At 63.9% G+C, this 26182-nt stretch carries 28 protein-coding genes; 6 read left to right on the top strand and 22 right to left on the bottom strand.

Annotated features, from left to right (window positions below):
* Nucleotides 1–16 precede the first annotated feature (16 nt).
* Together AC1C2O_RS01905 and glgB are read left to right on the top strand one after the other, a co-directional pair.
* Nucleotides 17–2086, top strand: a complete 2070-nt coding sequence (locus AC1C2O_RS01905; RefSeq protein WP_495428742.1) for a maltotransferase domain-containing protein — start codon at nucleotides 17–19, stop codon at nucleotides 2084–2086.
* Nucleotides 2083–4269: a 1,4-alpha-glucan branching protein GlgB gene (gene glgB / locus AC1C2O_RS01900; RefSeq protein ID WP_495428741.1), complete on the top strand. Its 2187-nt coding sequence runs from the start codon at nucleotides 2083–2085 to the stop codon at nucleotides 4267–4269. Before AC1C2O_RS01905 ends, glgB begins: the two co-directional genes overlap by 4 nt.
* Nucleotides 4270–4310: 41 nt before the next feature.
* Here glgB and AC1C2O_RS01895 read toward each other — a convergent pair whose 3' ends face one another.
* The gene (locus tag AC1C2O_RS01895) at nucleotides 4311–5255 is read right to left on the bottom strand and encodes a tetratricopeptide repeat protein (protein ID WP_495428740.1); all 945 of its coding nucleotides are present in this window, start codon (nucleotides 5253–5255) and stop codon (nucleotides 4311–4313) included.
* Entirely contained in the window at nucleotides 5252–7204 is a 1953-nt protein-coding gene (locus tag AC1C2O_RS01890) for a DUF8094 domain-containing protein (protein WP_495428739.1), read from the bottom strand. Before AC1C2O_RS01890 ends, AC1C2O_RS01895 begins: the two co-directional genes overlap by 4 nt.
* 177 nt (nucleotides 7205–7381) lie before the next feature.
* Here AC1C2O_RS01890 and AC1C2O_RS01885 point away from each other — a divergent pair, with 177 nt between their 5' ends.
* A complete protein-coding gene (locus tag AC1C2O_RS01885) occupies nucleotides 7382–8434 on the top strand; it encodes an AI-2E family transporter (protein WP_495428738.1) in 1053 nt (350 codons plus the stop codon).
* A 13-nt stretch (nucleotides 8435–8447) separates the two neighbouring features.
* Here the strand turns inward: AC1C2O_RS01885 and AC1C2O_RS01880 are convergent, their stop codons facing one another.
* The 9 genes from AC1C2O_RS01880 to rpsB form a co-directional block, all read right to left on the bottom strand.
* A complete protein-coding gene (locus AC1C2O_RS01880) occupies nucleotides 8448–9158 on the bottom strand; it encodes an alpha/beta hydrolase (protein ID WP_495431641.1) in 711 nt (236 codons plus the stop codon).
* Nucleotides 9159–9160: 2 nt separating this feature from the next.
* Nucleotides 9161–9448 carry an Rv1322 family protein gene (locus AC1C2O_RS01875; RefSeq protein ID WP_495428737.1) on the bottom strand — a complete coding sequence of 96 codons (288 nt, stop codon included), beginning with the start codon at nucleotides 9446–9448 and terminating at the stop codon, nucleotides 9161–9163.
* Between the two features lie 9 nt (nucleotides 9449–9457).
* Nucleotides 9458–10171 carry an aggregation-promoting factor C-terminal-like domain-containing protein gene (locus tag AC1C2O_RS01870; RefSeq protein ID WP_495428736.1) on the bottom strand — a complete coding sequence of 238 codons (714 nt, stop codon included), beginning with the start codon at nucleotides 10169–10171 and terminating at the stop codon, nucleotides 9458–9460.
* Nucleotides 10172–10218: 47 nt separating this feature from the next.
* Nucleotides 10219–10809, bottom strand: coding sequence for a DivIVA domain-containing protein (locus AC1C2O_RS01865; RefSeq protein ID WP_495428734.1), 591 nt, complete (start codon nucleotides 10807–10809; stop codon nucleotides 10219–10221).
* The gene (locus AC1C2O_RS01860) at nucleotides 10806–11927 is read right to left on the bottom strand and encodes a phosphatidate cytidylyltransferase (RefSeq protein WP_495428733.1); all 1122 of its coding nucleotides are present in this window, start codon (nucleotides 11925–11927) and stop codon (nucleotides 10806–10808) included. Before AC1C2O_RS01860 ends, AC1C2O_RS01865 begins: the two co-directional genes overlap by 4 nt.
* A 5-nt stretch (nucleotides 11928–11932) precedes the next feature.
* Complete coding sequence (gene frr, locus AC1C2O_RS01855) at nucleotides 11933–12487, bottom strand: ribosome recycling factor (RefSeq protein WP_495428732.1); 555 nt, start codon at nucleotides 12485–12487, stop codon at nucleotides 11933–11935.
* A gap of 68 nt (nucleotides 12488–12555) precedes the next feature.
* A complete protein-coding gene (gene pyrH / locus AC1C2O_RS01850) occupies nucleotides 12556–13272 on the bottom strand; it encodes a UMP kinase (RefSeq protein WP_495428731.1) in 717 nt (238 codons plus the stop codon).
* Nucleotides 13273–13366: 94 nt separating this feature from the next.
* The gene (tsf, locus tag AC1C2O_RS01845) at nucleotides 13367–14194 is read right to left on the bottom strand and encodes a translation elongation factor Ts (protein WP_495428730.1); all 828 of its coding nucleotides are present in this window, start codon (nucleotides 14192–14194) and stop codon (nucleotides 13367–13369) included.
* 41 nt (nucleotides 14195–14235) lie between these two features.
* The gene (gene rpsB / locus AC1C2O_RS01840; protein WP_495428729.1) at nucleotides 14236–15195 is read right to left on the bottom strand and encodes a 30S ribosomal protein S2; all 960 of its coding nucleotides are present in this window, start codon (nucleotides 15193–15195) and stop codon (nucleotides 14236–14238) included.
* 299 nt (nucleotides 15196–15494) lie between these two features.
* Here rpsB and AC1C2O_RS01835 point away from each other — a divergent pair, with 299 nt between their 5' ends.
* Nucleotides 15495–16049 (top strand): M23 family metallopeptidase, encoded by a 555-nt coding sequence (locus AC1C2O_RS01835; RefSeq protein ID WP_495428728.1) that lies wholly within the window; start codon nucleotides 15495–15497, stop codon nucleotides 16047–16049.
* Here AC1C2O_RS01835 and AC1C2O_RS01830 read toward each other — a convergent pair.
* From AC1C2O_RS01830 to AC1C2O_RS01790, 9 genes are all read right to left on the bottom strand, one after another.
* Nucleotides 16012–16914 (bottom strand): tyrosine-type recombinase/integrase, encoded by a 903-nt coding sequence (locus AC1C2O_RS01830; RefSeq protein WP_495428727.1) that lies wholly within the window; start codon nucleotides 16912–16914, stop codon nucleotides 16012–16014. The genes AC1C2O_RS01835 and AC1C2O_RS01830 overlap by 38 nt on opposite strands.
* A gap of 82 nt (nucleotides 16915–16996) precedes the next feature.
* Nucleotides 16997–18157 (bottom strand): DNA-processing protein DprA, encoded by a 1161-nt coding sequence (gene dprA / locus AC1C2O_RS01825; protein ID WP_495428726.1) that lies wholly within the window; start codon nucleotides 18155–18157, stop codon nucleotides 16997–16999.
* A complete protein-coding gene (locus AC1C2O_RS01820; RefSeq protein WP_495428725.1) occupies nucleotides 18154–19683 on the bottom strand; it encodes a YifB family Mg chelatase-like AAA ATPase in 1530 nt (509 codons plus the stop codon). The genes dprA and AC1C2O_RS01820 overlap by 4 nt, the downstream gene beginning before the upstream one ends.
* Nucleotides 19680–20042 (bottom strand): YraN family protein, encoded by a 363-nt coding sequence (locus AC1C2O_RS01815; RefSeq protein ID WP_495428724.1) that lies wholly within the window; start codon nucleotides 20040–20042, stop codon nucleotides 19680–19682. The genes AC1C2O_RS01820 and AC1C2O_RS01815 overlap by 4 nt, the downstream gene beginning before the upstream one ends.
* Before the next feature lie 109 nt (nucleotides 20043–20151).
* On the bottom strand, nucleotides 20152–20478 hold the full coding sequence (locus tag AC1C2O_RS01810; protein ID WP_495428723.1) for a DUF2469 family protein: 327 nt from the start codon (nucleotides 20476–20478) through the stop codon (nucleotides 20152–20154).
* 37 nt (nucleotides 20479–20515) lie between these two features.
* Complete coding sequence (rnhB, locus tag AC1C2O_RS01805; protein WP_495428722.1) at nucleotides 20516–21175, bottom strand: ribonuclease HII; 660 nt, start codon at nucleotides 21173–21175, stop codon at nucleotides 20516–20518.
* Nucleotides 21172–21900, bottom strand: coding sequence for a signal peptidase I (gene lepB / locus AC1C2O_RS01800; protein ID WP_495428721.1), 729 nt, complete (start codon nucleotides 21898–21900; stop codon nucleotides 21172–21174). Before lepB ends, rnhB begins: the two co-directional genes overlap by 4 nt.
* A gap of 137 nt (nucleotides 21901–22037) precedes the next feature.
* Entirely contained in the window at nucleotides 22038–22385 is a 348-nt protein-coding gene (rplS, locus tag AC1C2O_RS01795; RefSeq protein WP_495428720.1) for a 50S ribosomal protein L19, read from the bottom strand.
* 164 nt (nucleotides 22386–22549) lie between these two features.
* The gene (locus tag AC1C2O_RS01790) at nucleotides 22550–23044 is read right to left on the bottom strand and encodes an MFS transporter permease (RefSeq protein ID WP_495428719.1); all 495 of its coding nucleotides are present in this window, start codon (nucleotides 23042–23044) and stop codon (nucleotides 22550–22552) included.
* A gap of 99 nt (nucleotides 23045–23143) precedes the next feature.
* Between AC1C2O_RS01790 and map the strand changes: the two genes are divergently transcribed.
* Entirely contained in the window at nucleotides 23144–23926 is a 783-nt protein-coding gene (map, locus tag AC1C2O_RS01785) for a type I methionyl aminopeptidase (RefSeq protein ID WP_495428718.1), read from the top strand.
* A 39-nt stretch (nucleotides 23927–23965) separates the two neighbouring features.
* Nucleotides 23966–24559, top strand: a complete 594-nt coding sequence (locus tag AC1C2O_RS01780) for a histidine phosphatase family protein (RefSeq protein WP_495428717.1) — start codon at nucleotides 23966–23968, stop codon at nucleotides 24557–24559.
* 81 nt (nucleotides 24560–24640) lie between these two features.
* On the opposite strand, the gene AC1C2O_RS01775 is transcribed toward AC1C2O_RS01780, so the two are convergent.
* Nucleotides 24641–25402 carry a class I SAM-dependent methyltransferase gene (locus tag AC1C2O_RS01775; protein WP_495428716.1) on the bottom strand — a complete coding sequence of 254 codons (762 nt, stop codon included), beginning with the start codon at nucleotides 25400–25402 and terminating at the stop codon, nucleotides 24641–24643.
* A gap of 20 nt (nucleotides 25403–25422) precedes the next feature.
* Nucleotides 25423–26049, bottom strand: coding sequence for an HAD family hydrolase (locus AC1C2O_RS01770; RefSeq protein ID WP_495428715.1), 627 nt, complete (start codon nucleotides 26047–26049; stop codon nucleotides 25423–25425).
* Between the last annotated feature and the right edge of the window lie 133 nt (nucleotides 26050–26182).

The following is a 26182-nucleotide window of genomic DNA, read 5'->3' as shown; positions in this document are numbered from 1 at the left end:
GCGGTACATTCAGGGTGTGGCTGCACGTTCTGGCAATCGTCCCGCGGGGCTTCGAAGCCCCGCACAGATCCCCCTGCGGCCCCGTGCCGTCGATGAGCACGAAGGGACGCTGACCGGGCGCATTCCGCTGGCAGATCCCCGGCCGACGGTTCCTGGTGGGTTCGCGGCGAAGGCCTTCTCCGGCGAGGTGGTCCCGTTCAACGTCATCGGCTTCCGCGAGGGCCATGATCTGATCGGCGTACACGCTCGGCTCGTCTCTCCCGACGGCGAGGAGAGTCTGCATCGCCTGAGCAGCGTCGACGACGGATCCGACCGTTGGCAGGCGGAGATCGCGTTGGATGCGCAAGGCGTTTGGCACTATCGCTTCGAAGCGTTCGCCGATGACCACGCCACCTGGGCGCACGCTGCGGCTGTCAAGATCGCCGCAGATGTCGACGTCGACGTGATGGCGGCCCTCGGCCGCGATCTGTTCGCACGTGCCGCTGTCGAGAAGACGCGCACGCCGGCAGAGCGAAAGCGCCTCTCGTCGATCTCGGCGACACTCAAAACAGCGGATGCCGAAACCGCACTCGCTGTGGCCACCGATCCCGACCTCGCCGAACTCTTCACCGCCCGCCCGCTCTTCTCGATGTCCTCGGCGACTGCTGATCAGAGCATCGTGGTCGAACGCACGCGCGCTGGGGTCGGCGGCTGGTACGAGTTCTTCCCCCGATCCGAGGGGGCGAAGCGGCAGAAGGACGGCACGATCAAGAGCGGCACATTCCGCACCGCCGCGAAGCGACTTCCCGCCGTGGCAGACATGGGCTTTCAGGTGCTCTATCTGCCACCGATCCACCCAATCGGACGCACCCACCGCAAGGGACCGAACAACACTCTGAATGCCGGACCCGCCGACCCAGGATCACCCTGGGCGATCGGAGCGGCTGAGGGCGGTCATGATGCTGTGCATCCCGACCTCGGAACACTCGCCGATTTCCGCTACTTCGTGCGGGAAGCGCGAAAGGTCGGTGTCGAGGTGGCCCTTGACCTGGCCCTGCAGGCCTCCCCCGATCACCCGTGGGTGCGCTCGCACCCTGAGTGGTTCACGACTCTCCCCGATGGCACGATCGCCTACGCAGAGAACCCGCCGAAGAAGTACCAGGACATCTATCCGCTGAACTTCGACGGTGACCCAGTGGGTTTACGCGACGAGGTCCTGCGGATCGTGAAGCACTGGATCGCTCAGGGCGTGGAGATCTTCCGGGTCGACAATCCCCACACCAAACCCCTGTGGTTCTGGGAATGGCTGATCCTGCGCGTGACGACTGATCATCCGGACGTGGTCTTCCTCGCGGAGGCATTCACGCGTCCTGCACCCCTGCGCGGCCTCGCCGCTGTCGGGTTCCAGCAGAGCTACACCTACTTCACCTGGCGCAACACGAAGCGCGAGCTCGAGCAGTTCCTCACCGGACTCGCCGAAGAGACCGCCGACTATCTGCGCCCCAATCTGTTCGTGAACACGCCAGATATCCTCACCGAGTACCTGCAGTTCGGTGGCCGGGCCGCGTACCGGATCCGGGCTGCCATCGCCGCGACAGCAGCTCCGACCTACGGCGTGTATGCCGGGTACGAGCTGTATGAGAACGTGGCGCGCCCCGGGTCCGAGGAGAACATCGACAACGAGAAGTACGAGTACAAGCTGCGTGACTTCGCCGCCGCCGAGGTCGCTGGCGACTCGCTCGCCCCGTACCTGCGCCGTCTGAACGAGATTCGCCGTCTGCACCCAGCGCTTCGCCAGCTGCGCAACCTGGCGGTGCACTGGAGCGACGACGACGGCATCCTGGTCTATTCGAAACACCTCGACGGAGCGTTCACCGAGGACGGTACGCCAGACACCATCATCGTGGTGGCCAACGTCGACCCACACTCCGTTCGAGAGACCACTGTGCATCTCGATACTCGTATCTGGGGTGTTGAGCCCGGCGCACACTATGACGTTGAGGATCTCATCACCGGTGCCCGATGGACCTGGGCAGATCACAATTTCGTGCGCCTCGACGCATTCGCCGAGCCGGTGCACATCCTCAGGGTGAAGGAGCGATCATGAGCGACACCACCGATACCGTCACCGCCGAATGGGAGGCGATATCCACGGGCTCTCACCATGCTCCGCATGACCTGCTCGGCGCTCATCCGACCACGGATGCCGCTGGCGCCACCCGCACGACGATCAGGGTGCGGCGGCCGTTGGCGGACGAAGTGACCGCCGTGTTCAGCGACGGCACTCGACTCGTGCTGAAACATACCGCTCACGGCATATGGGAGGGTCAGCACAGGGGGAACCCGCGCTCGTACCGGGTCGCCACGGTGTACGACGGGACGGAGAACCTCGCAGGCGACCCGTACCGCCACCGCCCCACCATCGGAGAGCTCGACCTGCATCTGATCGCTGAAGGGCGGCACGAGCGGCTTTGGGAGACTTTGGGCGCCAACTCCCACCCGATTGACGGCGAGATCGGCGTTTCCTTCGCCGTCTGGGCGCCGAATGCCCAGGCCGTGCGAGTAGTCGGCAATTTCAACGACTGGAATGGCGAAGGCCACAGCATGCGCTCGATGGGCGGCAGCGGCATCTGGGAGCTGTTCATTCCCGACGTCACGCCTGGCGCGCAGTACAAGTATCAGATCCTCACGCCGGATGGACGCTGGATACTCAAGGCGGATCCGATGGCGAGGCGCACCCAGTTGCCACCGGAGACCGCATCGATCGTTCCGTTTTCGGCATATTCCTGGAAGGACGGCGCCTGGATGACCAGGCGGGCAGCGACCCATGCCGTCGCGCAGCCGATGTCGATCTACGAAGTGCACCTCGGTTCCTGGCGACAGGGACTCGGATACCGCGAGGTCGCTGATCCTCTCATCGCTCACGTCATCGAAACCGGATTCACCCACGTCGAGTTCATGCCGCTCCAGGAGCATCCTTTCGGGGGATCCTGGGGCTACCAGGTGAGCGGCTACTATGCGCCCACCGCGCGCTTCGGTTCCCCCGACGATCTGCGATATCTCATCGATCGGCTGCACCAGGCGGGCATCGGCGTACTCCTGGATTGGGTGCCAGGGCATTTCCCCAAGGACGAGTTCGCACTCGCCCGATTCGACGGGCGACCGCTGTATGAGCATCCGGATCCGCGGCGCGGCGAGCACCAGGACTGGGGCACGCTGATCTTCGATTACGGCCGCCCTGAAGTGCGAAACTTTCTCGTCGCAAATGCCCTCTACTGGCTGGATCAGTTCCACATCGACGGACTGCGCGTCGATGCTGTGGCATCGATGCTGTACCTGGACTACTCCCGCAATGACGGCGAGTGGGAGCCCAACGTCCACGGCGGTCGTGAGAACCTCGAGGCGATCCGATTCCTTCAGGAGGTCAACACCACCGCGTACCGTGCGCACCCCGGCATCGTCATGATCGCTGAGGAGTCCACCAGCTTCCCCGGAGTCACCGCCCGTACCGACAGCGCCGGCTTGGGCTTCGGGTTTAAGTGGAACATGGGCTGGATGAACGACTCGCTGCAGTACATTGCACGTGATCCGATGTACCGCGCACATCACGAGGGCGAGATGACATTCTCGTTCGTGTATGCCTTTGGCGAGAACTATCTGCTGCCGATCAGCCATGACGAGGTCGTGCACGGCAAAGGAAGCCTGGTGTCAAAGATGCCGGGCGACCACGCGCACAAGCTCGCGAACGTCCGGGCGTACCTGGCCTACATGTGGGGTCACCCCGGAAAGAAACTGCTCTTCATGGGCCAGGAGTTCGGTCAGATGTCCGAATGGGCAGAGAGTAGGCCCTTGGACTGGTGGCTGCTTGATCAGCCGGCACACGCGCAGCTTCAGCGCTTCGTGGGCGCGATGAACACCGTCTACCGGAGCACGGCACCGCTGTGGGAACGCGACAGCGACAGCACCCGTTTCCGCAGGCTCGGCGCCCCCTCATGGGACCCGAACGTGATCGCCTTCGAACGACGCGACGCGCACGGAGGACGCGTGATCGTGATCAGTAACTTCGCCGGAGTGGAGCGAGCCAGTCTCCCGCTTGAGCTACCGGTGGCAGGTGTCTGGGATGAGATCCTCAATACCGATGCCATCGAATACGGCGGACACGGCATCGGCAATTACGGCCGTGTGGCTGCGCATGCCACGGGAGAGCATGGCACGCCGATGACGAAGATCACGCTGCCAGCACTGTCGACGATCTGGCTGCGCTATCGCGCCGAGCGAATGACTGCCTGAGCCGTCAGAACAACCCTGAGCCGTCAGAACAACCCTGAGCCTCAGAACAACAGGGACGTCAGGCGATTGCGCGCGGCGGCCACGCGTGGGTCGGCATCGCCGACGAGACCGAACAGCTCGACGAGGCGTTCGCGCACCGGGAGCCGCTGATCAGCGGGAAGCGCCGCGAATAGATCAAGCAGGCGACCGAACGCGTCATCGATGTGCCCGCCGGAGATGTCGAGATCGGCGACCGTGAACTGCGCCTCAAGACTTTGCGGGTCAGCAGCTGCAGCGGCCCGTGCTTCCTGCAGGTCCACTCCCTGCACACGGTCGAGCAATCGGACCTGACCGAGACCGGCTCGAGCATCCTCGTCGCGGGGGTTCTCCGCCAGCGCCTTCTCATAAGCTGTGATCGCTGTGGCGAAATCGCCCGCTTCGATGGCAGCAAACGCCTCGGCGTGCAACGGTGGCAGCGGAGCCTCCTGCGGGGCCTCGTCGTCGTTCTGCTCAGGCGTCTCGCTCCCGACAGATCCGGTCACACCGTTCTGGGCGGCAAGCTGCAGCAGCTGGTCGAAGACCTGACGCACCTGTTCTTCGGGCACGGCACCCGTGAACATGGGTACGGGTTGTCCGGCGACGAGTGCCACCACCATCGGGATCGACTGCGCCTTGAAGCTCTGAGCGAGCTGAGGGTTCGCGTCAACATCGACCTTCGCCAGCACAACTCGGCCACCGAGTTCAGTGACGACCTTCTCCAGAATCGGGCTCAGCTGCTTGCACGGACCGCACCATTCGGCCCACAGATCCACGACGATCGGCACACTGCGCGAGAGCTCGAGGATCTGTCCGAATGTGGCATCCGTGACGTCCACGATGAATCCACCGGCGGCCACAGCTCCCGCCTCGGCGGGTGAGGAAGCCGGGTTCGCTGGAGCCGCTGGGCGATTGCGCAGGGTAGAGAGGTCGACGGCACCACGAAGGGCCGCAGCAGAGATATCGCTCACTTGATCACTTCCACGTTGAGAATGTCCTGATGCACTGCAAGAAGGTGAACCTGTTCCGTCGATCCCTGACTGGGAACGGAGAAGAACAGCTGCAGACCGTACGTCGTCACGACACCCTTTGACGCTTCCTCTGCCCCGGTGAGTGTCTTGGCTTCGGGGTTGTCGCCGAATCTGATCACCGCGTCGTCGGAGGTCGGAGTGATGGTTTCGCTATCGATGAGAGAAACAGCGACGATCGCACCGCTGTCAAGCGTTGCCAGTGCGACTGGTGCCGCCGCGCTGGGCGCGATGTCGAATGCCGTGCTCGATGTCTCGGCCGCATCATTGTCGATCAGTGATTGCACGACGGCGTCACGACTGGCCGCGATCGAGTCGGCAAGGGCGATGGCCACCGGGTCAAAGAGCGCGTAATACTCGCTTGTCTCTCCCGCATCCACCACATCAGCGAACGCCGTGGACAACTCATCCGGCGATAGCGCAAGGAAGGCCGCCGCATTCTCGGTGATGAGGCTGGTACCCAACCACGCCGGGGCCAACGGTGGCACCTCCGCCGAGGCCTGCATCTCGGCGATGTTGGTGACCTTGTAGCCCGACCAGGGATCGTTCTGCGTCATCGTGAGGATGACGGGCGGCACAGTGTCGTCGCTCTTGCTTTTGGTCAGCGTCAATACGGTGCGTGGCCAACTGTCTGTCGCCTGCGGCAGCAGCACCTCGATGACGTCGGTCGGGATGGTCGCAGGAACTGCTCGGTCGGTGAGAGCCGCGCGCAGCGTGTAATCCGTCCGTCGAGCATCGAGCGGTGCACCGTCCAGACGAGTGGCGGCGAGATCGATGTCGAGTGCCGCGTCTGCCTCTCCGACGGTCGCGGCGATGTTCTGCAGAATGCGGGATGCCTGCGTTTCGGTGACCGCCGGCGGCTTCTGATTCTCTGGCGTGATCACGGTCGGAGAAGGGGACGGAGTCGGAGTCGCCTCACCGAACTGCGGCCATGAGTCGCTCGAGCAACCTGCAAACAGCAGCGCTGCGATGCCGATCGCAGGAAGTGCAAGCAAACGGCGGCGCACGGGGGAAGCGCGACGTTCGGTCGTAGCCTCACCCTTCTTCGGCGTCGGTTCTGCCTCGGCTACGGGCTCTTCAACTGCGGGCTCTTCAACTCCCGGCTCTTCAGCTCCCGGCTCTTCAGCTGCGGAGGCGTCGAGCTGAGCGCGCACAGATCCGGTCTCCATCGCGAGATTGATCGGCTCCGTCGGTGGAAGCGGACCTGGCCCCTTGCGGCGCGGGCCGCGACCACGTCGCTGATGACGGATCGCCAGAACATACATCACAAGGCCGAACAGCAGCACCGCACCGCCGGCGGTGATCAGCGGTCCGACCCACGGCGTTGTCGTGTCCAGCGGCCAGGACACGACGATGTCTTCCGGAGCGTCTGCAGTGCCGTCTTTCGCGATCAGCACGCTCATGCCCTCGGGAAGCTGCATGTCTGTAATCAGCTGATCTGGTTCGCTGAAAGAGTCAAGCCAGAGGTCGGAGCCCGCCGGGTTGCGGCCTGGCGCCTCAGTGGTTTCCTCTGCAGGCGCTTCCGCGCCCTCCTCGGCCGGTGGGTCTGCGGGGTCTTCCTCAGCGACGACCGGCTCGACGAAAGTCGTCACCGTCGCGCCATCATCGCCCGGTGCAACCGAGTTGTATGCCGAATCCGCCAGCCATGCCTCGAGGTCGGCAGTACGACCGTAGGCGGCGAAGATGTCGCCTTCGCCGCGAATAAGGAGCGTCTGCTGACCGGAGTGCTCGCGAAGCACGGCGCCGTCAATAAGCAGGAATGGCGCCGGTTCCTCGACACTGATCTCCACTTGCTGAACCGAGGGACCCATGAAAATGGTTCTCTGAGCGAGACCTGCTCCGATGAGAAGCGTGGCCAGGACGAAGGCCACGACGGCCCAAACGAAACGCACGAAAAGTCTCCTTACGTGACTCGGACGCCGCGTCCGTGTCACCGCTCGACGTTTCAGACTATCGAAACCGGCTGTGTGTTGACTACAAACGGGTACAGGCGAAGCTGAACGGCACGTCGCGGATGGTGGCTGCCATTCTGACTACTACCCTGAGATCAGTCTTGTCGAGGAGAACTCATGAAGGTTCATAACCCGTTCCGCACCGCACTGGTGGCGACGCTCGGTGTGGGACTCGGCGTCCTGCTCATCGGCAGTGTCGAATCGCTGTCGACCGTGTTGCTCTACGTCGGCACTGCGCTATTCATCAGCCTGGGCCTCGATCCCGTTATCTCGTTCCTGGAGCGACGCAGGCTCCCGCGCTGGCTGGCCGTGCTGATCACGATCCTCGGCGTCCTGGGAATCTTCGCCGGGATCGTGCTGATCGTGCTGCCCATCATCGTTGACCAGGTGTCCCAGCTAGTCAGGCAGATCACTCGGTTGGTGCAGAGCAGCGACAACCTCTGGGAGGATCTCCGCACCTGGCTGGTCGCCGTCTTCCCCGCCCTCGATGTCGATCGGGTGCTGAACGAATCGCAGAACTGGCTGCTCGAGAACATGGGTGACATCACCGGCAGCGTGATCGCCGCGAGCGTGAACATCGTCACCGGGCTGTTCGGGGCATTTATCGTGCTGATCCTGACCATTTATCTGACGGCGTCGACGCCGTCCCTCAAACGATCCGTCTATCAGCTGATTCCGGCATCCAAGCGTCCTCGCTTCATCGATCTCGCGGAGCAGATCACGGATTCCGTCGGGTACTACGTGATGGGGCAGGTGACGCTCGGCGTCATCAACGGCGTCCTCAGCGCGATCTACCTCAACATCATCGGTGCGCCGTTCGCCGCGGTGCTGGCCGTTATCGCGTTCTTCTTCTCGCTCATCCCGCTGGTCGGTACGCTCACGGGATCAACGATTATCGTTCTGGCCTGCCTCATCCCGGGGCTCGGCTCTCCCGGGATTGCCCTGGCTGCCGCGATCTACTACCTCATCTACATGCAGATCGAGGCGTACCTGATCTCGCCGCGCATCATGAGCCGCGCAGTCTCGGTGCCAGGCGCCGTGGTCGTGGTCGCCGCTCTCGCCGGCGGTTCGCTGCTCGGACTGCTCGGGGCGCTCATCGCCATCCCCGTCGCAGCGAGCATCCTGATCATCTATCGCCAGGTGCTCATTCCGCGCATGAACGAGCGTTGACACGGCGTCCTCGTCAGAGGGGCCATTCATTCGACAGCGGGAGCGCCTCCGGGTGCACAGCAGCGACGATCTCGGTGAGAACCCGTCGGGTCTGGGCCTCGCCAACCCACAGGTGCTTACCGCCTTCAACGTCGATCAGGGTGATATCGGGGATCGACGCAAAGCGCTCGCGTGCTTCAGCCGGACGCAGGTAATCATCGAACTCGGGAATGATCGCGATCAGGCGGCGCTCGTCCCCCGCCCAGGCGGCCACGTCGTCGGCGGTGGCTCTGTGCAGCGGCGGCGAAAGCAGAATCACGCCTTCGACGTCATGCTCTCGTCCGTACTTCAGTGCCAATTCAGTACCGAATGACCAGCCGACCAGCCACGGCCGCGGCAGCGAACGTTCGCGCACGAAATCCATCGCCGCAGCGACATCGAACTGCTCCGATGCCCCACCGTCGAACTGTCCATCACTCGTGCCGCGCGGCGAGGTCGTGCCTCGTGTGTTGAAGCGAAGCACAGCAAGATCGGCCAGCGCCGGGAGGCGGGCAGAGGCCTTGCGCAGGATGTGCGAGTCCATGAAACCGCCGGCGGTGGGCAGCGGATGCAGCGTCACCAGCGTCGCGACCGGCGCGGTGTGCTCGGGCACCGCCAACTCCCCCACAAGCGTCAGACCGTCTGCTGTGGACAGCTCGATGTCCTCGCGCGTCGCCGGCAGCTCCAGTGGTCCGCGGATTTCCATGCTCATGCCATCCTCCAGCAGTGGGTGTGCCAATGTCGACGCGCAGCGAGGTCGGCAGCATCGCCGAGCACGCCGTCCGCGCGCCAGACGACCAGGTGTGCGGTGCCGGGAGTGACGGCGCCGCGGCATCCGGGGCAGATGTACTCTTTCTGAGCCTGCTGCGCCGAGATCGGCTGCACCGTCCAGTCTCTGCCTTGGCGGCTCTCGCTGCGCTTCCAACCCGCAAGAAGACGATCAAAAGAGTCGTCAGTACTGGGGCGCTCCTGGCGCCTTTTGTGGGAGCGTGGCATGTCGGAGCATTACCACCAGTGGTTGCTGGTCCAGAAGTTGTACGCGCCAGCCCAGCTGCCGTAGCGGCCCGTGGCGTACCCGTTGGCCCAGCGAAGATTGTCAACCGGGTTGTATCCGTTGCCAGGAACCTTGCTGCACGGCAGTGCCTGCACCAGCCCACACGCGCCGGAGGAACTGTTCGTTGCGTTCGGGTTCCAGCCGCTTTCCCTGGACACGACGTAATCGACGTAGCCCCAATCGCCGGAAGCGATGCCTGCTGCGGCCATCCACTCCGCGGGTGCGCCACCGCCCGTGTAGTAAAGCGGTCCGCCACCGCCACCGCCACCTCCGCCTCCGCCTCCACCATCGCCGGAACCGCCACCCGATGACGCGGGCTCTGGCACTGGCTCAGGCGTGGGAGTCGGAGTCACGTAGACCTCGAACGCTCCGCGATCGATCGGCGCGAACGTCCCGCCCTCTGCGGTGACTGTGAGGTTCTGGGCGTCCTGTGCCGCGAGCGAGAACGATGTCTCGACGTCAGCCACCGGCGGGTCGGCCAACGCCATACCAGTCGGGGCGACAATCACAGCAGTGAATCCGACGACGGCGAATGCCGCCAGTACACCAACCACGCCTCGGCGCTGCGTCCAGCGGCGCCGAGCAGGAACGGGCGACCTCGGCGTGGTGGAGGCCACCGTCGCGCTGCGCGCGCTGACGACATCTATCTCATTACCGGAAGTCACAATAGCTCCAGTGTAACCAGGCGCGCCTGAGTCCACCATGAGAAGGCTCAGCGAACAGCGAGGATCACATCGATCGTCGCATCCAGAAGCGCGTCGACCTGCTCCTCGCGGTAGCCTCGCCGCTGCATCCGAAACGCCGCCGAACGCAGCTGCTCGACCGAAAGGGCGTCGCCATCGCGCAGGTAGCGCACGATTCTCTGGGCGACATGGTCGACCTCATCTACGCGATATCCGAAGGACAGAATACCGGTGCGAGCGAACTTGCGACGTCGGCCGCGAGCAAGATGGTCGAGGATAACTTGCGCCTCGGAGCGCGCCTGCACGACCCATGCTTCGACGCCAGCCTCGCGTACGACGCGTTCACGCTGCCGGGCGGCGAAAGCGTCTTCGACTCGTCCCAGCGCCGCATCCACTTCGCTGACGACGTATCCGCCTTTGACCAGGGGGAAGGATGCGACACGCACATCGGTGGCTGTGAGCTCATCGAGACCACGCTCGAAGCTTTCACGAGCAGCCGCAAGGAAGGTATCCACCGCGACGCGGTGATAGCCACGTTCGCGCCCGCTGGTCACGCGGAACGCAGGCTGCGCCTCATCGTGTTCGATCTCAGTCACATCGTTCACCGTATCCGCAATCATGAGAGCACCGCCCAGGGTGAAAGGAGGAAATAGAGGCTGAGGGCAGGGACCGTAGAGGGCAGGATGCTGTCTAGTCGATCCAGCAGACCCCCGTGACCAGGCAGCCAGGAGCTCATGTCCTTGATGCCGATGTCGCGCTTGATCATCGACTCGCCGAGATCGCCCAGAGTGGCCGACAGCAGAATGGCGACACCGAAGATCACACCGGCCCACCACTGCATTTCCAGCAGGAAGATCGCAAGAAGAACTCCTGCGGCAATTGCAGCTACGACCGCTCCGGCGAAGCCTTCCCAGGTCTTCTTCGGGCTGATACGTGGGGCCATTGGATGCTTACCGAACGCCACGCCAGCAGCATAGGCACCAGTGTCGGCTGCGACGGCGATGCCGATGAAACTGAGCACCCACCACTGCCCGCCCTCTTGCACGAGCAACATCAGCGCCACACTGGCCAGGAAGGGCACGTACACCTGTACGAAACCGCCCACCACGGCATCTGTCAATACATCGCCGTAGGTGCGACCGTCTTTCGCGATCATCTGAGCCAGCAGACGCCAGACGATCACGAAGGCAACAGCGAACAGCAGCGTGACCCAACTCAGCCAGGCCGGTGCGAAGTAACCGGCGAGCACCAGAGCGACACCCGCGATGACCTGCGGAACGATATCAATGCGACGACCTGCCGCTTTCAGCGCGCGCGTCAGTTCGAAGATGCCGAGCACTGCGATCGCCAGGGCGATTGGAACGAACAGTTCCTTGATGAACATCAGCGAGCCGAGCATGACCGCGCCGAACGCCAGCCCGACAAGGATCGCGAGGATGAGGTCCCGCCCAGTGCGGGCCTTTATCCGCTCGTTTGCCTGATCGAGGTGCTCGCGTGCTTGGTTGACGTGCGTCTCGAACTCGCCTCTGGCCTGACGAAGCTGCTCACGAACCAGCGCTGCGGCGTCCGTGGTGAGATCGGCGTGTCCTGCGAGCGGCAGCGGCGGGCGCGGCGGGATCACCTGTCCGTCAATGAGAGCGAGGTCATCTGGGATTCCTGCGTCCGGGGTCGCCTCGTCACGGGCTTCGCGCCGCTTCAGCGGGCGTCCCTCATCGACGTCTCCAGTTGCATCGCTCATCCTGATTACACCTCGAGAAGCTCAGTCTCTTTGCGCTTGAGTGCGTCGTCGATCTGATCGACGTGCTGACGGGTGAGTGCGTCAAGTTCTTTCTCACCACGAGCGATCTCATCTTCGCCGACGTCGCTCTTGAGTGCGTCGAGCTCGTCCTTCGACTTGCGACGGATGCCACGCAGATGCACCTTCGCATCTTCGCCCTTGGTGCGGACGATCTTCACATATTCTTTGCGACGCTCTTCGGTCAGCTCTGGCATCGTCACGCGAATGATGTTGCCGTCGTTGGTTGGGTTGGCCCCGAGGTTGGGCATGTCGCGAATCGCCTGCTCGATGGCCTTCAGCGCCGTCTTGTCGTAGGGCGTGACAATGATCGAGCGTGCCTCGGGGTTCGCCAGCGAGGCAAGCTGAGCCAGCGGCGTGGGCGAACCGTAATAATCGACCATCACCTTCTGGAAAAGCTGCGGGTTCGCGCGGCCAGTGCGGACGGTGGCGAAGTCCTCCTTGGCAGCTTCGACGGCACGCGTCATGCGCGAGGTGGTTTCAGTGAGGACATCCGCGATCACGGTGACTCCTATCGTCGGGGCGTGTTTGCAATTCTATCTAGGTGCGTGGCCTACTCCTGGCACCGCGCTCAGGCAGTGACGAGTGTTCCGATCGGTTCACCGAGCAGCGCCCGCGTAACATTGCCGGCCGGTTCCATGCCGAAGACGCGCATGTCCATGCTGTTGTCCATGCAGAGGCTGAACGCGGTGGAGTCGACGACCTTGAGACCACGCTGCAGCGCGTCGCGGTAGGTGACCTTCTCGATGCGTGTCGCCGTCGAGTCTGTTTTGGGGTCAGCGGTATAGATCGCGTCAACCCCGTTCTTCGCAACCAGCACCTCGTGTGCGCCAATCTCCAGCGCGCGCTGTGCGGCAACCGTGTCGGTCGAGAAGTACGGCAGCCCTGCGCCAGCCCCGAAGACAACGACGCGGCCCTTCTCCATGTGGCGCTCGGCACGCAGCGGAATGTACGGCTCGGCAACCTGCGTCATCGAGATGGCGGACTGCACACGTGTCGGTGCACCCGCCTGCTCGAGGAAGTCCTGCAACGCGAGTGCGTTCATGACGGTGCCGAGCATGCCCATGTAGTCGGCACGACCGCGGTCCATGCCTCGCTGGCTCAGTTCCGCACCGCGGAAGAAATTGCCACCGCCGACGACGATGGCGATCTCGACCTGATCGACCGCAGCTGCGATTTCACGGGCGATCTGGCTCACGACATCCGGATTCACTCCGACCTGCCCGCCTCCGAAGGCTTCCCCGGAAAGCTTGAGAAGGACGCGGCGGCGTCCAGTGCGTTCAGTCATGGGTGTGATGTCCTCTCGTCCCGATTCAAGATAGTGCCTTTTGGGCATGAAGAAGGGGTTCGGACCCTTGTGGATCCGAACCCCTGTGCAACTGCTACGCGCCGACCTTGAAGCGCGCGAAGTCCGTCACGGTGATACCGGCGTCCTTCGCGACCTGGGCGACAGAGAGTTTGTTGTCCTTGGCGTAGTCCTGCTCGAGCAGGGCAACCTGCTTGATGAACGCAGAAACGCGGCCTTCGACGATCTTCGGCAGAGCAGCCTCAGGCTTGCCCTCGTTGCGGGAGATCTCTGTGACGATCTCACGCTCCTTCTCGACCGCATCGACCGGAACATCCTCGCGGGCGAGGAAAGTCGGGTTAGCGAACGAGATGTGCTGCGCGATGCTGCGAGCAGTCTCAGCGTCATCACCCGTGTAGGCGACGACGACACCGATCTGCGGGGGCAGATCCTTGCTGGTGCGGTGCAGGTAGACCTCGACTGCGTCGCCCGAAACGGTGCGGACCTGACGCAGTTCGACCTTCTCACCGATGATGGCTGCCTCGTCCGAGATCAGCTCCCCAACGGTCTGGTTACCTGCAACAGCTGCGAGGCCATCTTCGACCGTGTTCGCCTTTGCGGCGGCAACGGCGTCAGCGACCTTATCTGCCAGCGCGATGAAGCGCTCGTTCTTCGCGACAAAATCGGTCTCGCAGGCGAGCTCGATCAGCGTGACGCTGCCAGCCTGCTCGCGAGCGACGACGAGGCCTTCGCTGGTGGAACGGTCAGCGCGCTTAGCGTTGCCCTTCGCACCCTTCAGACGAAGGAGTTCAACCGCCTTCTCGCGGTCTCCTTCGGCTTCTTCGAGCGCCTTCTTGGTGTCGACCATTCCGGTGCCGAGCTGCTCGCGCAGTGCCTTGATGTCAGCAATGGTGAAGTTGGCCATGTGTGGTGGCTCCTTGCTTCGTGATGTGTGTGTACGCGGAATTACTTGGCGTCGGCGGCGTCAGCAGCCTCGACGACCTCGGTCGCCTCAGCGGCGGGTGCCTCGACGACCTCGGTTGCCTCAGCAACAGGAGCCTCGACGACCTCAGCCGCTTCGGCCGGAGCCTCGACGACCTCAGCAGCAGCCTCAACCTCAACGACCTCGGTCGCCTCAGCAGCAGCCTCAGCCGGAGCTTCAGCATCCTCGGCCGGAGCAACGAGAAGCTCCTGCTCCCACTCAGCCAGCGGCTCAGCGGCACCCGACTCGGGGTTGTGCTTCTCCTGCAGGCCCTCGGCCGCAGCGTCAGCGATGATGCGAGTCAGCAGCGAGACGGAGCGGATCGCGTCGTCGTTGCCGGGAATCGGGTACTGGAAGTCATCCGGGTCGGCGTTCGTGTCGAGGATGCCGATCACGGGGATGCCGAGCTTCTTGGCCTCGTCGATGGCGAGGTGCTCACGCTTGGCGTCGATGACCCAGAGAGCCGAAGGCGTCTTGGTCAGGTTGCGGATACCACCGAGCGACTTGTGCAGCTTGTCGAGCTCGCGCTTCTTGAGCAGGAGCTCCTTCTTGGTGAAGCCGCTGTTCGCGGGAGTCTCGTAGTCGAGCTCCTCGAGCTCCTTCATGCGTGCAAGACGCTTGGAGATCGTCTGGAAGTTGGTGAGGAGTCCACCGAGCCAGCGCTGGTTCACGAACGGCTGGCCCACACGGGTCGCCTGCTCTGCGAGAACTTCCTGCGCCTGCTTCTTGGTGCCGACGAAGAGGATGGTGCCGCCGTGGGCAACCGTCTCCTTGACGAAGTCGTACGCGCTGTCGATGTACCCCAGCGACTGCTGAAGGTCGATGATGTGGATGCCGCTGCGCTCAGTAAGGATGAAGCGCTTGACCTTCGGGTTCCACCGACGGGTCTGGTGTCCGAAGTGCACGCCGCTGTCGAGCAGCTGGCGGATGGTGACCACAGCCATGGTCGTCTCCTGGTTCTGGCGCTGTCGCGCCGTTGAGGTTGCTTCGCCGATCTGGTGATCGGCACTCCTGGTGCCCGGCACACGCCCACCCATTCTTGCGAACAGGACCTAAGGGAGTGGATGCCGCGACCGAAGTCGCTTTGGGCACGCGTAGTCACCCCGAGATCGAGGTGCGACCTCCAGTGTACAGGATCGATACCCCTCCACAGGTTCTGCACTGCGATGGCATCTGCGCGTGTTCTCCACGGAAAACGGGTCTTGGCCTCATGCGCACAGACGAGAACAGCGACGATGTTCAAATGCGTATAGCGAGCGCTGGCAGAAGGTGGGGCGCGGTCATGCTGATGGCCGCGCTGCTCGTCGTGCTCCCCGCCGCGGCACGGCCCCCGTCGCCGGAACAACCGTGGCAGTGGCCGGTGGGTGGCGTTCGCCAGGTGATCACGCCGTTTCAGGCGCCAGCGCATGACTACGGGCCAGGCCATCGCGGCATCGACCTGGCGGCGCCGATCGGCAACGTCGTTCATGCTCCGGCCGATGGCGTCGTGGCATTCCGCGGCACTGTGGTCGACCGGCCACTGATCACAATCGATCACGGCGACGGGCTGGTGACGACCTTCGAGCCGATGGAATCGACGCTCTCCCCTGGGACAGTGGTTTCAGCCGGCGAGGAGATCGGCACCGTCGCAAGCGGCGGACATTCTCCCGTCGACCAACTGCATCTGGGCGTCCGGTTGAACGGCGTCTACGTCAATCCGATGCTGATGTTCGGTGACGTTCCGCGCGCCATTCTGCTGCCCTGCTGCGCGGCGAACACCGTTATGCGCGCGGGTGGGCCAGTCGGTAGGTCGCTGTGAGACGCTCAGATGAGACGTGCGTGTAGATCTGCGTCGTTCCCAAGCTCGCGTGGCCGAGGATCTCTTGCACCGCGCGCAGGTCTGCTCCTCCATCGAGCAGATGCGTGGCGGCCGAATGGCGCAGTGCGTGCGGTCCGACGGCGTCCGCGCCGATGATCGGTCCGAGCGCGGCAGCGACGAGTGTGTACACCGCCCGAGGTCCGAGGCGACCACCTCGCGCACCGAGCAGCAGCGCTGGCGTCGCCTTCACCGCACGCGCCATTAGTACCGGGCGCCCGCGGGTGAGATAGGCACTCACCGCATTGCGGGCCGGAATGCCGAACGGCACCACGCGTTCCTTCGATCCTTTTCCCAGCACGCGCACGGTCGCCCGATCCAGATCGAGGTCATCGACGTCGATGCCGCAGAGCTCTGAGACGCGTATGCCTGAACCATAGAGCAACTCGAGAATCGCATGATCCCTGAGATGGATACAGTCACCATCGGCCGCAATTTCACGGCGCGTGTCAAGCAACAAGCGCATCCCCTCCTTCGAGGCGACCGCCGGCAGCGTGCGGCCGCGCTTGGGAGCGATCAGCCGCAGGCTCGGGTCGATGTTGATCAGCTCTTCATCCTTCGCCCACGCGAAGAACGAACGCGCAGCCGCCGCCCGGCGTGCCAGGGTAGACCTCGCATCGCCCCGCTGGGTCGCCCGCCACAGCCAGTCGCGCAAGGCTTCCAAGTCGACATCGCCCAGGTTCGCTGCCCCGACGGCATCCGAGAGGTCGCGAAGGTCAGCGCGATAGGCGCGAACCGTCGCCGGAGACAGCCGACGCACCTGAGTGAGGTGCGTCGTGAATGCGTGCGCTGCGGCGCTCAGCTCCATGCACTCCAGCATGCCGTGACCAGTCTCGCTGAGGACCGTGCCTCGCCGCGGATCGCGCGCAATGCGGGTACGACTGATCTGATCAGCGCGCTCCGAGTCGCCAGCCGGACTCGTGCTGTTGGACCTGCGCATCCAGCGAGAGCAATCCGAGCAGCGCCCGGACCCGCTCTTCGGACAGGCCAGAGATCCGCGCGATCTCAGCGGTCGATCGCGCGGTGCGCGAACTCATGGCGTCGAGCAGTCGCAGCTGGTCAGGATCTGTTCGAGCTTCGCTGGACGGGCCGGGGCCGATATCGAAGCCGAGCATCTCCCGCACCTCCACGGCGCTGGTGATGCACCGGGCGTCGTACTCTCGCATTAGCCTGTGGCAACCGGCCGACGCGGCAGAAGTAACCGGCCCCGGAACGGCGCCCAACGGGCGTCCGAGCGCGGCGGCATGCCCCGCAGTATTCAGCGAACCGCTGCGCCACCCGGCCTCGACGACGACCGTCGCCATGCCCAGGGCCGCGATCAACCGGTTGCGGCTGAGGAAACGCCATTTCGTTGGCGCGGCGCCGCAGGGCAGCTCGCTCACCACGGCTCCCGATGCCTGTATGCGTTCGAACAGCTGTTGATGGCCGGCGGGGTATGCGCGATCGACACCGCCCGCAAGGAATGCGACCGTTCCGCCACCGACGCCTAGAGCCGCCCGGTGCGCGGCTCCGTCAATTCCATAGGCGCCGCCGGAAACGATCAGCGTACCGGCCGCTGCCAGATCACCGGCGAACTCCGCCGCGACCGACTCCCCGTAGGCGGTCGCGGCCCGCGCACCCACCATCGAGACACGTTCCCGCGTCGTCAACTGCCCTGCGTCACCGCGCACCCACAACAGTGATGGCGCGTGGTCGCCGAGGTCATCGAGTCCACTGGGCCACGCTGCATCGCCCGGAAGCAAAAGCTGTGCCCCCACCTCGCTCGCACTGCGCAACGCCTCCTCGACAGCGCGTGGCTGCGCCCGCGGCGACCATCGCCGCCGCGCTTCATCGACTGCACGCTCCGACAGCTCAAACGCGGAGTCCGACAGTCCGCACCGTAGGGCCTCCGCTGCCCCGAACTGCGCGATCATCGCGCCAGCCACCCCGTCGCCTGGTTCAGCGACAATCCCCCAGGCAACGCGGGCCAAAGTCTCTGCCGGGTCATCATCCGGTCGAGCCTCTTCAGCCGCAGTGCGCATCGCGGCGTCGCCGAGCAGCAGATCCATCATGCGATCAGTCCTCGCTTCAGAAACAGCGCCCGCCCCAGTTCGTCGCGCCCCGGTGTTGCCACATCTGCGAGATCGGCCGCGGTCCACGCCAGTCGAAGCACTCGGTCATAGCCCCGCAGCGTGAGCTGGCCGCGCTCGAGCGCACGGTCAAGCGGTGCACGCACCTCGAGCGGCAGCCGCAGATCACCCTGTCGCAGCCAGGCACCGGAGACTTCGGCATTCGTACGCCACGGTGTGCCCATCCAGCGTTCAGCGGCTCGTTCTCTGGCCGCCAGCACTCGTCCCCTGGCGTCCCTCGTCGTCACCGACGAGCGTTCAACCGACGTGGCCCGAGACGCCGAGACCCTCGCGACCTGCAGATCGATGTCGATCCGATCCCTCAGCGGTCCTGAAATTCGCGAGGAGTAGCGCCGAATCGCGATCGGTGGACAGATACACTCCGCGCCACGCACTCCGTAGTTGCCGCATGGACAAGGATTTGTCGCGAGCGCCAGCTGGAACTGGGCCGGAAACCGCACCTGAAAGCCTGCCCGAATGATCTCGATACTTCCGGATTCCAGCGGCTGTCGCAGAGCGTCGAGTGCAACACGTGAAAATTCGGCGGCCTCGTCGAGAAAGAGAATTCCTCTGTGCGCCCGAACGATCGCGCCAGGACGCGCGGCCCGCGAGCCTCCGCCCACCAGCGCCGCCACAGACGCGCTGTGGTGGGGCGCCTCCAACGGAGGCAGATCGTCCAGCAGGTTGACTGCTGCTCCGGACAGCGAGCGGATCGCGGCGACCTCGAGCGCTGCTTCCTCTGTCAACGGCGGAAGGATTCCGGGCAGCCGTCGTGCCAGCATCGTCTTTCCGGCTCCCGGTGGCCCACTCATGAGAATGTGGTGTCCACCAGCTGCCGCGACGATCAGTGCCTCTACTGCTTCCTCTTGGCCAACCACGTCGGCAAGATCCAGCAGATCCTCCTCCGACGCTGGCGGTGCCGTGCCCGCGACCGGTTCGACTTCAGCGACTGCGATATCAGCGCCGTGCCACATGGCGACCTCGGCGAGAGTGGTGGCAGCACGCACGTGCATCCCCGGCACCAGCCGCGCCTCGTCCGCGTTCGCGTGCGGAACAATGACATTCTCGAAACCCGCCCGCGACGCAGCGAACACGGCCGGAAGCACCCCTGGGACCGGCCGAACGCGACCATCAAGCCCGAGCTCGCCGATGTGCACAGTCCGCGAGATCGAGGCGGCATCGAGCACGCCCCCGGTCGCTACCGCCGAAATCGCGATACCGAGATCGAACCCGCTGCCATGCTTGGGCAGGCTTGCCGGCGACAGGTTGACAGTGAGTCGCCTGCGAGTCAGTTTGAGATCTGCGTTCGTGACGGCGTTGTGCACGCGCTGTGCTGCCTCACCCAACGACTTGTCTGGCAGCCCGACGATCTTGAATCCAGGTGTCTGATTGGACACGTCTGCTTCGATCTCGACCAGGTGCCCATCTACGCCGGTCAAGGCGACAGCCCAGGTGCGTGCGGTCCTCATCGCAGATCCACCAGGTGCTCGAGGGTGCCGTCGGCCGGATCGGCTCCGATGACGCCGATCACATCAACGCGGAGCATCCGATTCTTTGCCAGCTCTGTGTGTGCTCTGCACCACGCATATCCGAGTCGCCAGAGCCGCTCCCTCTTGCGCTCGTCGACGGCGTCAAAAGGATGACCAAAATCGAGGCTGCGCCGCGTCTTCACCTCGACGATGCAGAGCGTGCCTTCGCGCTCGGCGATGATGTCGATCTCGCCCTGCGAGCATCGCCAGTTGCGGTCGAGAATCTGATATCCGCGCTCTGTCAGATGCTGCGCGGCGCGGTCTTCACCTGCACGTCCGAGATCGTCTTTCGCTGCCATGTAGACAGCATTCTCGACTCTCGACACGCACGCTTCGCGGAAACCACGCGATTGGTGCAGCGGACGACCGAATCCCCCTATTGGGGATAACTAGTCGTTGGGGAAGAAGTCACTTGCCGTCGAGCGACAAATCCTCCGGAAGTTCGAACTCATGACGCTGCAGTTCCTCGACGTTGACGTCCTTGAACGTCAGCACACGCACGGTCTTCACGAAGCGATCGGCACGATAGATGTCCCAGACCCACACGTCACTCATCGATATCTCGAAGTAGAAGTCGTGCTCGGTGTCGCGGCGAACGACGTTTACCTCGTTCGCGAGATAGAACCGACGCTCCGTCTCCACGACGTATTGAAACTGCCGTACGACATCGCGATACTCGCGGAACAGCGCGAGTTCGAGTTCGCGGTCGTAATCGTCGAAGGCCTCTTCATCCATGATGACTCCATCCTACGAGTTCAAAATGGTTCCGAGTTCAGAACAGCGTCGGGGCGTCCGTGATCGCCCACGATGAACGGTGAAAAGCAGACAATCCCTGCTCGCGAATCGCTGTCCGGTGCTCGAGGCTCGCGTACCCCTTGTTTCGATCCCACTGATAGGCCGGATACTGCGGATGAAGCTCCGCCATGTGCGTGTCGCGGGCGACCTTGGCGATGACGGAGGCCACAGAAACCGAGGCGCAGTCCCGGTCTCCCTTGATGACCGAGCGCACCTGAAGCGGAACGGGATGCACGCGTGACACGTAGTCGTGATTGCCATCGAGGATCACAAGCGTGCCCTCCAATGTCGCTCCCTGCGCGAGGACAGCATCGATCGCACGGGATGCCGCCAGCCCCAGCGCGCGCATGATTCCACCCTCATCGACCTCAGCAGCGCTCGCCCAGCCGACCCCGGATGCCTGTATCCACGCAGCCGCGCGCGCCGCGACGTCGGGGCGGCGCTTCTCGGTGACCAGTTTCGAGTCCCGCAGTCCCTCAGGCACGCGCCGGCGAGATCCAGCGGCATCCATCACGGCAGCACCGACCGCCACTGGCCCTGCCAACGCGCCACGTCCGACCTCATCCAGCGAGATGATCAGGTCGTACTCTGCCAGAAGCTTGCGCTCCAGCGTGAGTGTGGGCGCGACGACCGTCATTCTGGGTCCGGAACGCCGTTGAAAATGTCGTGATGGCCGTCGATCGTCCCGATGCGAGAGAGCGGCCATGTCGTCAGGAAGGCTTTGCCGACGACATTCTCGAGCGGCACGAAGCCCCCGCTGGGGAGATCTTGATGAGCTCTCGCATCCTGCGAACGGTCACGGTTGTCGCCGAGCACCCAGAGCGCGTCGGCGGGAACGGTGACATCGAAAGGCTCGTTCGAGGCCGCGGTGTCGCCTTCAGGCAGGTTCAAGTATGAGAGTTCGTCGATCGGTGCACCGTTGATCTCGATCTGCCCGAGCGCGTTGCAACACACGACATGATCACCGGAAGTACCGATGATGCGCTTGACGAGATGATCCTCGCTGTCAGATGTGGAGAGTCCGATCATGATGAGCACCGAATCGAACGCCTCCAAAAGCGGAGGGCCCGCAGGCTTCTGCACCTGAACTGGCAACCACCCACCCGGATCTTCGAACACGACCACGTCGCCACGCTCATAACCGGTCCAGCGGGGCGTCAGCTCATCCACCAGAATGCGGTCGTTCACAAGGAGGGTGCGCTCCATCGAGGCCGACGGAATATAGAAGGACCGCACGACGAAGCTCTTCACCAAGAACGAGACGAGCGCGGCGATAACGATGATCACCAGCACGTCGCGCAGGAAGATCCAGAATCCGCGGCGCCTCTTCTGGGGGACATCGCGGGCGGATTCAGTCGTCATCGCATTCCTTCACGGGGTTCTTCGCACCGCGAACTGACGGCTCGTTCTAGGTTCGCACACTCCAGATGAAACAAAGCACCCCGGGACGCTGTGTCCCGGGGTGCTTCAGAAAAACATACTTCAGAAAAAAGCGGCGATCAGTGGTCGCGCTTCTCCTTGATCTTGGCCTTCTTGCCACGAAGTTCGCGCAGGTAGTAGAGCTTCGCGCGACGCACGTCACCGCGGGTGACGACCTCGATGTGGTCGATCACCGGGCTGTGCACCGGGAAGGTACGCTCGACGCCCACCTGGAAGCTGATCTTGCGGACCGTGAAGGTCTCGCGGACACTATCGCCCTGGCGGCCGATGACGATGCCCTGGAAGACCTGGACACGAGAGCGAGTGCCCTCGGTAATGTTGACGTGCACCTTGACGGTGTCGCCGGGGCGGAAATCGGGAATGTCGGAACGAAGCGAAGCCGCGTCGACGGCGTCCAGGATCTGCATGATCGTCTCTCTCTGCACTCGCCACAGGTCGGATGCATGGGATGGAAGGAATACGTAGGTGTGTGCTGAACGGCGCTTGAGGCAACCGCGGACTCCCCTGAGGCAGAGTCGGTCACGGCACAAAGATCTATTCTGCCATGGAACGGGCGGTGCACAAAACCGGCTCAGCCGTTCGAAGCAGGCTTCTCCCGGATGATGAACACCTCTTTGTCTGCCTGGGCCTGACGCGGCGCTTCCGGCTCGGCATCCGCCTGCAGTGATGTGGTGATCCGGATGCCGCGACCAACACCCCTTGCCTCATTCCAGAGTTGCGCCAGCATGAGCCAGAACAACGCGAGGGCAACAGCGATCGCGCCGGTCAGCAGTAGCGGGAACCAGGCCTGCGGGTAAAAGCCGACCGCGATGGTGAGCGCATGCCACACGCCGAAGCCCAGCAGGTCCCACCACGAGACCATGCCAGTTTCTCGCGCCGATGGGCGCGCGCGCACGAGCAGCGTGAGCACTAATTGCCCGATGAAGACAGACGGGATCGCGATGAAGAGCACCCAGAGAAATGCCCAGCCGCCCGCGTTGAAGATGCCCCAACCGACCAGAAGCCACAGCGGCAACACAACAGACGCCGGAAAGAGCCAGCGATAGAACGCTCGTCGCAACCACATGTGCTGATCGTATGACGCTCGCCTATGCGCATGGGGGATGTTCGCTGTGAGCAACCTCAGCCAGCATCGGAGAGAATAGAGAAGACGAGAGGAACACCCATGATCGAATTGCGCACACCTGCCGAGATCGACGAGATGCGAGCGGCAGGGCGATTCGTTGCCGAGACTCTGGCGACACTGCGCGATGAGACCAAGGTTGGCACGAACCTGCTCACGATCGACCGCAAGGCGCATGACCTGATCCGCAAGGCGGGCGCGGAGTCTTGCTACATCGACTATGCGCCCTCGTTCGGCAACGGCCCTTTCGGCAAGGTCATCTGCACCTCGATCAACGACGCGGTGCTGCACGGCCTCCCCCATGACTACACGCTCCGCGATGGCGACCTGGTGTCGCTCGACTTTGCGGTCTCGGTCGACGGCTGGGTGGCCGACTCTGCTGTGTCTTTCATCGTCGGGACCCCGCGCGAAGAAGATCTGCGCCTGATCGACACGACCGAACGCGCTCTGGATGCCGCGATCGCGACAGCCACGGTGGGCAACCGCATCGGTGACATCTCCGCCGCCGTCGCCGCGATCGCACACGGCGAGGGCTACTCGATCAACACCGACTTCGGCGGACACGGTGTCGGCCGCACCATGCACGGCGACCCGCACGTGGCGAATGACGGACGCCCTGGCCGTGGTTTCCCGCTGCGCGACGGTCTCGTCCTAGCGTTGGAGCCGTGGTTCCTCGCAACAACCGACGAGCTTATGACCGACGCGGACGGCTGGACACTTCGCAGCGCCGACGGTTCTCGCGGAGCGCACTCAGAGCACACCGTCGCGATCACCGCGGACGGCCCCATCGTGCTCACCGACCGTTCCTTCCTCGGGGTGAAGTAGCCTCTCTGCTTCTGCGCTCGGTTATGCCATTCTGAGTGCATGATGCCGCAGGATCGTCACGTGCCAGAGCGGGTATTGCTGGCGCGTCATACTCAAGCGGCGTGGAACGTCGCGGGACGACTGCACGGACAGCTGGATTCCGCGCTGACCGCGGAGGGCATCGCACAGGCGTCGGCAATCGGTGATCGACTCGCGCCGTTCGGAGTTCAGACGGTCTTCTCCAGTCCATTGGGCCGTGCGCTGCGGACCTCGGTCATCATCGCCGATCGCCTCGGTGCTGAGCTCGTCGAGGTTCCGCAGCTGACCGAGCTGGATCTCGGCGAGATGGCCGGGATGTCGAGGGGTGAGATCGAGAGAGCATTTCCTGGTGCACGCGAGGCGCGCGCCGAGAACCGCTACGGCTGGGCTTTCCCCGGCGGGGAAAGCTACGCACAGGCACGCGGCAGAGCACGCGCAGCCCTGTCGTCCTGCGGTTGGGAGGCACGCGGGCTGGCTCTAATCGTGACTCACGAGATGATCGGTCGGATGCTGCGCGCCGAGTTGCGCGGCTTGAAGCCTTCCGAGGCGCTCGCACTGCGGCATCCGCTCGGCGCTGTCTTCGATATCCACGGTCGCGTGGAGCGCATGGTCTAGCTCGCGCTCGCCGAGAATGGACTTGCTGCATGAGAATGGATGCACCCACCCCTGTCTCATGCAGCAGACCCATTCTCGCGGTCAGTCCGCGCGGTAGACGAAAACCTCGGTGATCATAGGGAGTTCGAAATCGTCCTGTGCGGCGGTCGCAGGGTCTGTGTCGAGCACCTGTTCGACCGCACGCAGCATCGCGGCGTGTGTCGGCCCGTCGGCGACAAGGAAGCTGCTGACCGTCAGCCACCGGGCGATGTAGTCGCTGCGAGTGATGCGCTCCGACCACGCGATCTCGGCATGATGTGAGAACGCGAAGCCCGGTAGTTCGTCAGGTTCGGCCTCGGGCTCGGCCTCGGCCTCGGGTGGGAGCTCGCCGTCGTCGCTGCGGTAGGCGGGATGCACGATCCGCGAGCAGGCAAGATCCCAGGAGCAGGATCGATCCGCACGATTCCAGAGCAGCCCGAGGACGCCGCCTGGCACAAGTACGCGCGCGATCTCAGCGCAGGCCTTTTCCCTCTCGAACCAGTGGAACGCCTGGGCCACTGTCACCGCGTCGACGGAGGATTCGGGCAACGGAATGTGTTCCGCTCCCCCGACGATCGCTTCGACGTCGGGCAGCTTCGCCCGCAGCACGTCGAGCATCGCGACGGACGGCTCGACGGCGAACACTCGATCGGCACGGCTCAGCAGCAGTTCGGTGAACTTACCTGTCCCTGCGCCCAGGTCGAGCACGCTTGTGACTCGCGTAGGAATGATCTCCTTGGCCGCGGCATCCGGAAACCCCGGTCGGTACCGGTCGTAGTCCTCGCCGATGTTCTCGAATGACTGTGCGAGTTGCTGGTCCACCATGCCTCGACGCTAACAGGCCCTCACACCAGCGCCAGCACCTCGCTCAACGCCTCGATCGTCTCCAGTCCCGACTCACCGGACAGATCCTGGTGTCCGAACGCGCAGTGCACGAACCGTGTCCCGAGCGCTTCCGCGATTTCCCGGTCGTGGTTGGTGTCTCCGACCAGGAGCACCTCTTGAGGATTGACGCCGATCCGACCGATCCATTCGGCGATGACCTCGGCTTTTGATGCCGCGTGCGCGTCTGCAATGCTCAGCACCTCATCGAAGACATCGGTGATCGCGTGCGGATGCAGCTGCCGCTGCAGCGCATCGGTCACTGTGGCTGACGCGAGGATTTGCGGAACACCTCGGCGGGCAAGCTCCGCGAGCGTCATCCGCGCATCCGGTCTCAGCTGAGCCCCGACCATCGCTGCTTTAAGAAGAGACAGGTAGCGATCGGCCGCCGGCACGAACTCGTCGTCGACGATCCCGGCATCCGCATAAAACTCACGGATCGGGAATCGAAAGCTGCGACGGTAGCTCTCCCTGTCGGAGAACTGCGAGTGATCCCGCTCAGACAGCACCTGGTTCATGACCGCGCGGCAGATGTCGACGTCGTCCAACAGGGTGCCATTCCAGTCCCAGCACACGATCTTCGTTCGCATCCCTCGACGCTATCCCACGCCCCACACACCCGCGTCCCGCGTGATGTACAAAAACTGCGTGAGACACCACGCCAGGCATGGTGTCTCACGCAGAGAATGTCGCGCCACGCAGAACGTGGTGTCTCACGCGGAG

This window comes from Microbacterium sp. Y355 (assembly GCF_059445345.1).
Note: the sequence above shows the minus strand (reverse complement) of the source record. Positions and strands in the feature narration are given on the sequence as shown.